This window comes from Chamaesiphon sp. OTE_8_metabat_110 (assembly GCF_031382685.1).
In the GTDB taxonomy this organism is placed as follows: Bacteria; Cyanobacteriota; Cyanobacteriia; order Cyanobacteriales; family Chamaesiphonaceae; genus Chamaesiphon.
This window is the reverse complement of sequence record NZ_JANMZA010000314.1, coordinates 1-8,262: the sequence shown is the minus strand read 5'-3', so window position 1 is coordinate 8,262 and position 8,262 is coordinate 1. Positions and strand designations below refer to the sequence as shown.

Here is an 8,262-nt window from a genome sequence, read left to right as displayed (position 1 = left end):
CAAAACGCGGGTTATTTTAGTCCGTCACGGTCAAAGTAGCTTTAATACTCAGAGGCGATATCAAGGCAGTAGCAATGAATCGGTATTGACCGAATTAGGTCAGGAAACGGCTCGACAGACGGGCGCATTTTTGAGTGGATTGGCGATCGATTCACTATATATCAGTTCGCTCAGACGGGCAAGATCGACCGCAGATCAAGTAATAGCGCAGATGAATCCATCAATCGATCCAGCCAATATTCATGTCGATTGGCAACTTAGGGAAGTCGATTTACCTGCTTGGCAAGGACTTCACCACCAAGATGTACAGGAGCGGTTTCCTGAAGATTACCACTGCTGGAAACAACATCCTGATCGATTCATGATGGTCGATCCACATACTAATCAGACATTTTACCCCGTGCTGGATCTCTACGCTCGATCGAACCAATTTTGGCAAGATAGGCTACCGCGTCATGGTGGTGAAACAATCCTGATCGTCAGTCATGCTGGCACGATTCGATCGTTGATTAGCACTGCTTTTAATCTTTCACCTGCTGACTATCATTCGCTTCGGCAATCTAATTGTGGTATCAGCGTGATGAAGTTTGTGCAGGGAAATGAGCCTCAATTGGAAGTCCTCAATTACACCGAGCATTTAACAGCACAATTACAGACAGCAATTCTCTAGCAGGCTTGGTCCGCGAAGGCGGACTTTGCATTCTCAGCGGCGATTTCAATCGCTGTCTAATAATATTTACCAGGAAAAAATCAATGTTATATCGTGAATTTGGCAAGACAGCTTGGAACGTTTCTACCATCGGGATGGGTACATGGAATATCGGCAATCAATGGGGCGAAATTCCTGAAGATACCGCTCTCAAAACCGTTCGTAGTGCTTTTGATAATGGTGTAAATCTCTTCGATACCGCCGAAGCTTATGGCATCCCCCAAGGATTGTCTGAAGAACGCTTGGGCAAAGCCTTACAAGGCGTTTGCGATCGCGCTTACATCGTCACAAAAATCGGCAGTTGGGGACGACGCACAGATGAAGGGCTACCCAAAAATGTCGATACCATCCGCCTCTGTCTGCAAGCCTCACTATTTCGGCTGAAAACTGACTGGGCGGATGCCGTATTGTGTCATGAAGGCGATATCGAAGATCCCACCGTCTATCTCGAAGCCTTCGAGGGACTAAAACAACAGGGATATCTCCGCGCCTATGGCATCTCCACCAACAAATTTGAAGTAATAAAACAATTTAATATCGCTGGTAACTGTAGCATCGTCGAACTCGACTACTCCCTACTCAATCCCAAAGCCGAAGCCAAAATATTGCCCTACTGCATCGAGCATAACATCGCCGTCCTCGTGCGGGGGCCACTCGCCCAAGGATTGCTCTCTGGCAAATATGCCGCCGATACCGTCTTCACCGACACCATTCGCGGCAAATGGCACAAGAATGCAGATAAACAAGCCAAACTCGATCGAGATATCGCCGCAGTCACAGCACTCAGCGCGAACTTACCACCCGATACCACGATGGCAACTACCGCCCTCCGCTACGTTATTTCCCATCCCGCCCAACCTGTCGCCATCCCCGGCGCAAAATCGCCACAACAAGCAGCCCTGAATGCTCAAGCAGGCGATCGAATTTTAGCTGATATCGATCGCACTGCACTACTCCAGAGCCTGAAAGAACCCGAAGCTGTATCGTAGCCCCGTCAGCTCCCCGTCTTGTAGTTCCTCCGTTGGTAGGGGCAATTCATGAAGCGACTGAAATCACGCGGAGGTTTCCGACTCATGTGTTTCAGTCAGCGACGCATCGAACGGGAGGTTTCCTCCCATTTGTGTGTGTCAAGACAAGACAGCGATTTGCGCACGCCTTTGTTTCCCGACGGTTTAGCAAATCAAGACATTGCCCCTACCAACGTTGGCTGGAAATTATCACACATGACTTTTAACCATCCTACCACTGCGGATACTGCGTTATTTACCTTGACTCCCCCGCCACTGGTCAGCACCAAAAATGCTCTACGATCGTCAAATAGACCAATTACAACTGAGCAATATTCACTCTTACTAAAATTACAACAGCGATATACTTCACATCCTAATTTGACGACTAAATCACCAAATAACCGCCGCAAATTTGCGATCGCCCTCCAATCTACGATCGATCGAATCTTCGATTCTCAAGCAGCAATTTCACGACCGGATTTAGCCGCGATCGAAGAGTTAAAAACAGCCTTTGCCCCAGAGTTAGCCACTTTACCCAATCGAGAAACCAGGAAAAAATCTGCCGATCGATTTGCCAATTCCGAGATCTACGTGTCGGGACAATCCTGCGTATCGAACTGTTTGCCGAATAAGCATCACACGATTCGATCGATACCAGCCAAAATCTCTAACACCCAACCAGCCGCACCAACCACTCCAGCCGGAAAAACAACATATCCAATCGGCACCAAACTATCGGGAGAAGTATTACTCAGCGGAGTTGCCATCGGTGGCAATCCGATCGCAGATGAAGACAATAACGATCGCCACATCGCTGCTGGCTACCGAGCTAGGTTGAATATTAATACCAGTTTCACTGGATTCGATCGACTCAGAATTAGATTTCAAAAGAGCGATATTCCAGGAGTAAATAGAGTCACGGGTAGCGATATGAGCCGACTCTCTTATCAAGGAAATACTGAGGATCGAGTCGAACTAACTCGCTTAGAATATCGCTTCCCGATCGACAATAAAACCGAAATATTTGCAACAGCTAAAGGTGGCAATCTTTCCCATTTCGGAGACTCGTTAAATCCCCATTTAGACAGTAGTAGTGAAGGCACTATTTCGCGATTTGGCGTGCGAAATCCGATCTACCGTCAGGGGCGAGGATCGGGTTTTGGCATCACCCACAAGCTAGGAGATTCTGTCACTCTCGGTTTGGGCTATCTTGCCGATGATGCTGAGGAGATCGACGCAGGACTATTTGGCGGTGCCTATGGTGCGATCGCCCAAATTACTTACCAACCTAACCCACAATTTGGCATCGGTGTCAACTATATTAAATCCTTCAATCGACTCGATACAAATACAGGCAGCGATCGCGCTAACGATCCGTTCGATGATAATAGTAACGCGATCGTCGCTGATGCCTTCGGGGTGCAATCTTCAATGCAGATTTCCCCAAACATTTATCTGGGCGGCTGGGCGGGACTTACTCGCGCTCAGGCAATGGACTTACCCAGAAATCCCACTGCAAATATTTTCAACTGGGCGGCTACATTGTCCCTGGTAGATATTAGCGGTAAGAATAGCTTGGCGGGGATTATTATCGGTCAACCACCCAAAGTAACTCACAATCAATTTACCGCCAATGGAGTATCATTTTCCGACCCCGATACCTCCTTGCACATTGAAGCATTTTATCGCTGGCCGATCGCCGAAAATATTTCCACCACCGCAGGCGTGTTAGTAATTACCAATCCCGACCATAACGCCACAAGTGACACCACCTACGTTGGCGTTATTCGGACGCTGGTTGAATTTTAAACTCGTCGCGATCGCGTAGATTGAGATATATAAAACAGGTGCCCATCCGCCCATTTTTTGCAACCACAATTGCAATTGTTGTCGATCGAGTTCACCGAGTAAAACGATCCCGATAACGGTGGTAACAATCCAAAATAACCCGATCGCGAGGATTGTGGTTTTGGATTTCACCGTTTGCTAATTAATTACGATGGACTGGTAACTAATGAAATATTGGTGCGAATTTGTTCGACTAAATCGCTGAGGGAGTCTCGATCGAGTCGATAACTCAGGGGATGGGAAATCAGTCTGGCACTACTGTAGAATAGAGTTTCAATCTCGATCAGACCATTTTCTCTCAGGGTTTTACCCGTCGAAACTAAATCGATAATCGCTTCTGACATCCCCGTAATCGGACCTAATTCTACGGAGCCAGACAGGGGGACGATTTCGACGGGTAAATCGATACTATCAAAATATTCTCTGGCACAATGCACGAAGGTCGAAGCGACTCGACCGTGTGCGGGCAAATCTAAGCTATTGCGATAGGGGCTATTTTCTTTGACGGCTACTGATAACCGACAGGGGCCAAATTTGAGATCGACTAGTTGCGCGACTTGGGGCGTTTTTTCGCGAAGCACATCATAACCGACAATTCCGAGTTGGGCTTGTCCGTATTCGACATAAACTGGGACATCATGGTTGCGGACGAGTAAGGCTTTGGCGCGATTGGTAGGATCGACGATCTGAAGTTGGCGGTTGTCTTTATCTAGGAAGGCACTAAAGTCTAAACCAACGGACTGAAATAGCTGGATACAATCTTTTAGTAAACCACCTTTGGGTAAGGCTACGGTAATCATTTAGTGGATAGTGGATAGTGGATCGTGGATCGTGAATAGTAGGCTTTGTAGTAGTAGGGTGGGCACTCCCCACCATCGCGGTTTTAGGTTGGTGTGAAGATTTTTCAAGGTTAGTTTGACCTCGTTATTTATTAATTGATAACCGCTGAAATCTATGTGGTGGGCAGTGCCCACCCTACTGGCTACTATTTCTATTCACCATCCACTATCCACTATTCCCTATCCACTATTCCCTATCCACTATTCCCTATCCGCGCCGCTCTTGCTGGTGTACGATCCGATCGATCGTGCCGATGGGGATGGAGGAAATTAACTTGCGCGTGTAGGCGGTTTGGGGTGAAGTGTAGATGGTGTTGGCATCATCGATTTCTTCGATCTTACCTTGATTCATCACCATAATGCGATCGCTCATAAACTTGACGACGCCTAAGTCATGAGAGATAAAAATATATGTCAGATTGCGTTCGGCTTGTAGCTCTTTGAGCAGGTTGAGGACTTGCGCCTGTACGGAGACATCGAGTGCGGAGACGGATTCATCGCAGATGATAAACTTAGCATCGAGGACGAGGGCGCGGGCGATACAGACTCGTTGGCGTTGACCGCCAGATAATTGGTGCGGATAAGATGTGAGGTAGTCTGGACTCAAACCAACGCGCTTGAGTAATTCTGCGGCGCGTTCTTGACGTTTAGCTTTATTTTTAACTGTTTGATGAATTACCAGCGGCTCGATAATTAAGTCACCGATATTCATCCGAGGATTGAGGGCACTGAAGGGATTTTGAAAGATAATTTGTAATTCTCTGCGGAGAATTTGCATCGATTCACCGCGCAGTTGGGTGATGTCGGCATTATTAAATTTAATCGCTCCTTGTTGGGGTTCGATCAAGCGCATAATCGTGCGAGCGAGGGTACTTTTACCGCAGCCAGATTCACCAACTAAGCCTAATGTTTCACCGGGATAAACATCGAAGGAAATATCATTAACTGCCCAATTATATTGTTGAAAGTTTTTACCAAATATGCCCTGAGCGGGAAAGCCAACTTTTAAGTTACGGACGGACAAGACTGGATCGATCTTAGTCCGATCGGGTAATTTGACATCATCCTCGACAAGATTATCTGGGTTGAGTAAGTCTAGGGTTTGAGTCTTTTCAATAATTTCGATCGTGCCGTCTGAGAGTACCTGCTCTGACATGAAATCTCTAATCGTCGGTAAGATTTTTGATTTGCGATCGAGTCTGGGACGACAGGCTAGCAAGCTCTTAGTATAAGGATGAGTGGGGTTTTGGAAGAGTTCTAAAATCGGTTTGGATTCGACAATTTTGCCTTTGTACATGACGGCAACCACGTCGGCAATCTCGGCAATGATTCCCAGATCGTGAGTAATAAAAATCATCGCCATTTCGCGACGATCGCGCAATTCTTGCAGGAGTTCTAAGATTGTTGCTTGGACGGTAACATCTAATGCTGTGGTGGGTTCGTCAGCAATGAGTAAAGTGGGATTGCAAGAGATCGCCATCGCGATCGTGACTCGCTGCAATTGTCCGCCAGAAAGTTGGTGGGGATAACGTTCTAACCAACTCAATTTTTGTTGATTGATAATGGTATTAAGTTCGCGATCGGTTGGAGGGACAATTCGCTCGAATTCGAGAGCAGGTTCGGAAATGTTTTCGAGATATTGCGATCGCAATAGTTCATCGCTCGGGACTAATTTTACCTCTTGCAATAGGTAGACGGCTTGGCGTCTAGCCTCAGCTTCCGATACCGATTGATGCTGACGAATTGCTTCGATTAGTTGATAACCGATCGTAAATACGGGATTGAGCGAACTCATCGGCTCTTGAAAAATCATCGCCATTTGTTCGCCGCGATAATTTGCCAATTGGGCGGGCGATGACTTAAACAGTTCGACCAAATCTACAGGTTCTTCACGCTCGCTACTCTGAAACCAGACTTCCCCACACTCCACCCGTCCAGGATTGGGGAGTAGTCCCATCACGGCTAGCGAAGTAATCGATTTACCCGAACCTGATTCGCCCACAATTCCGAGTGTTTGTCCTGGTTGGAGCGTAAAATAGATATCTTCAACCACTGGAAGCTGGGCACCAGCAAACTTTACCCGTAAATTACGAACATCAAGGACAGGAGATCGATCGCTCATAGTGAGATATTTAAAGGAAATTAAGGTTGACTCGATCGGGTATGTCTATTTTACGCCACTCATTGCCCAGCCAATCGCCAATGATAAACTGGAAGATAAGTCCGATGCGCCAAGACAAGACAAGGGAAACCCCAAGAACATTGGGCAGGTTCCCCGCCCATCAGCACTTTTCGCTGTCTTGACCCAAACGCTTAGCACGAGGGAACCGTCTAGCGACACGTCTGTGCCTACGGCAGGCTTGCGCCAACGCCTACAGCGCGATTTGGGTCGCTTGCTTGGTGGAACGCACGCTGAGGAAGCCTCAGCGCGATTCCATCCGCAAACCGTCGGGGAACAAAGGCGTGCGCGAATCGCTAGTAGCTTTGTTTTAATGCAAGATGTAAGTTGAGATATTTGATGCTAAGTCTAACACCAACTCGTTGGCGTACTTCGACTACGTATCGCCAAAGGCGAGGCTTCGCCAACAGCACAAGTAGCCTCTCATGACTGAGAATCGCCAGTTGGGGCACATCCCATCGGCTGGCTCGGTCAATCAAAACTAGCCGATAAGTTTTCAATAGGATCGAAATTCATGATTGGCATCTTAGCCGTATTATCAGTCTCTGCTGCTGCTGGAATGCGAATCGCGCTGCCACTATTGGTAATCGGCTTGATTCAAGGCGATTTGTGGCAACAAGTGCCACTGTTAAATCGGCTGCAACCGCAAGTGATTATTGCGGTGCTGACTGCTTGGACGGTGCTGGAATTAGTTATTTCCAAACAACTCTGGGGACAGCGATTATTGCAGGTTGTCGCACTAATATTTAGCCCCTTAGTCGGTGCGGTGATGGCAATGGCAGTAGCCAGGATTTTAGCGGAGCCGACCCAATTGACGTGGCTCTTTGGTGTGGTTGGGGGCTTAGTCGCCCTCATCTTGCAACTAGTCAAAGTTGGCTGGTTTTATCGGATTAGAGGCTTACCAGCTTGGGCGGTACTCCTGGAAGATATCTTGTGCGTACTGCTGGTATTATTTGCCTTCAAAGCTCCCAAATCTGGCGGTTTAATCGCATTGCTGCTGTTATGGCTGGCAATTCGTAGCTCTGGGAGCTGGTACAAGTGGTACCAAGACGGTCGCATCCAGAAATAATCGGCTTACTGGGACTTGATACAATGCAGTAGTAGTAATGTAACGTCATAAATGTAACTGCTCAGCTCAATTAGCTTTGTAAACATTCAATCTACCCATCTACTGCGAGCTATGTCATTGAAAACCTGCCGGATCCTTTTTGTCGCGCTCCTAATGACGATCGGACTAATGCCCGTCCAGCCTAGTCTAGCAGCCACCACACCGCGTACTGCTGCCAAAACGCGATTGACCGCCCAGGCATCAGGAACGCCTACCCCGCAGCAATTAGACCAGCAGCGCGAAGCAGAAAGCGTCCTCAAAGACGGGGAAAATCTGCGGCAAGATATCCAAAATAACGACTCTAACAACAATCGCGATCTCCAACGCCAAGTTGACGACCAAGTGACTAAAGTCCGCGAATCTGGGGGCGACCCGCAAAAAGTGCGCGAAGCCGACGCCGAACTAACCAGATTGCGCGAGCAAAATAATCGTAGTAACTATTACTACGATTATTTTTACTCTCCTTACTACTACCGCACTCCATCCTTAATTTTTTATCCCAGCTTTAGCGGGAACGATCCGGGCTACCGCACTCCCGCCGCACCGCAACCCATCGGGCAAGATAATCG

Annotated in this window: 9 protein-coding genes; 6 read left to right on the top strand and 3 right to left on the bottom strand. The window is 47.7% G+C overall.

What is annotated here, in order from left to right; genetic code table 11:
• The 3 genes from RMO52_RS11595 to RMO52_RS11585 all read left to right on the top strand — a co-directional run.
• A partial coding sequence (locus RMO52_RS11595) for a histidine phosphatase family protein (protein ID WP_310414221.1) occupies positions 1-670 on the top strand: 670 nt, incomplete at its 5' end.
• An 83-nt stretch (positions 671-753) separates the two neighbouring features.
• Complete coding sequence (locus RMO52_RS11590; RefSeq protein WP_310414217.1) at positions 754-1,698, top strand: aldo/keto reductase; 945 nt, start codon at positions 754-756, stop codon at positions 1,696-1,698.
• 84 nt (positions 1,699-1,782) lie between these two features.
• Positions 1,783-3,528: an iron uptake porin gene (locus RMO52_RS11585; RefSeq protein WP_310414214.1), complete on the top strand. Its 1,746-nt coding sequence runs from the start codon at positions 1,783-1,785 to the stop codon at positions 3,526-3,528.
• On the opposite strand, the gene RMO52_RS11580 is transcribed toward RMO52_RS11585, so the two are convergent.
• The 3 genes from RMO52_RS11580 to RMO52_RS11570 form a co-directional block, all read right to left on the bottom strand.
• Complete coding sequence (locus tag RMO52_RS11580; protein ID WP_309739472.1) at positions 3,448-3,699, bottom strand: hypothetical protein; 252 nt, start codon at positions 3,697-3,699, stop codon at positions 3,448-3,450. The two genes, RMO52_RS11585 and RMO52_RS11580, sit on opposite strands and share 81 nt — an antisense overlap.
• Positions 3,700-3,713: 14 nt before the next feature.
• The gene (gene hisG, locus RMO52_RS11575; protein ID WP_309739474.1) at positions 3,714-4,367 is read right to left on the bottom strand and encodes an ATP phosphoribosyltransferase; all 654 of its coding nucleotides are present in this window, start codon (positions 4,365-4,367) and stop codon (positions 3,714-3,716) included.
• 247 nt (positions 4,368-4,614) lie between these two features.
• On the bottom strand, positions 4,615-6,528 hold the full coding sequence (locus RMO52_RS11570; RefSeq protein ID WP_310414211.1) for an ABC transporter ATP-binding protein: 1,914 nt from the start codon (positions 6,526-6,528) through the stop codon (positions 4,615-4,617).
• 1 nt (position 6,529) lies between these two features.
• On the opposite strand from RMO52_RS11570, the gene RMO52_RS11565 reads away from it, so the two are divergent.
• From RMO52_RS11565 to RMO52_RS11555, 3 genes are all read left to right on the top strand, one after another.
• Entirely contained in the window at positions 6,530-6,916 is a 387-nt protein-coding gene (locus RMO52_RS11565) for a hypothetical protein (protein WP_310414209.1), read from the top strand.
• A 183-nt stretch (positions 6,917-7,099) separates the two neighbouring features.
• Positions 7,100-7,654, top strand: coding sequence for a DUF4126 domain-containing protein (locus RMO52_RS11560; RefSeq protein ID WP_310414206.1), 555 nt, complete (start codon positions 7,100-7,102; stop codon positions 7,652-7,654).
• A gap of 111 nt (positions 7,655-7,765) precedes the next feature.
• Positions 7,766-8,262, top strand: a 497-nt coding sequence (locus RMO52_RS11555; protein ID WP_310414203.1) for a hypothetical protein, incomplete at its 3' end; no start/stop codon positions are given.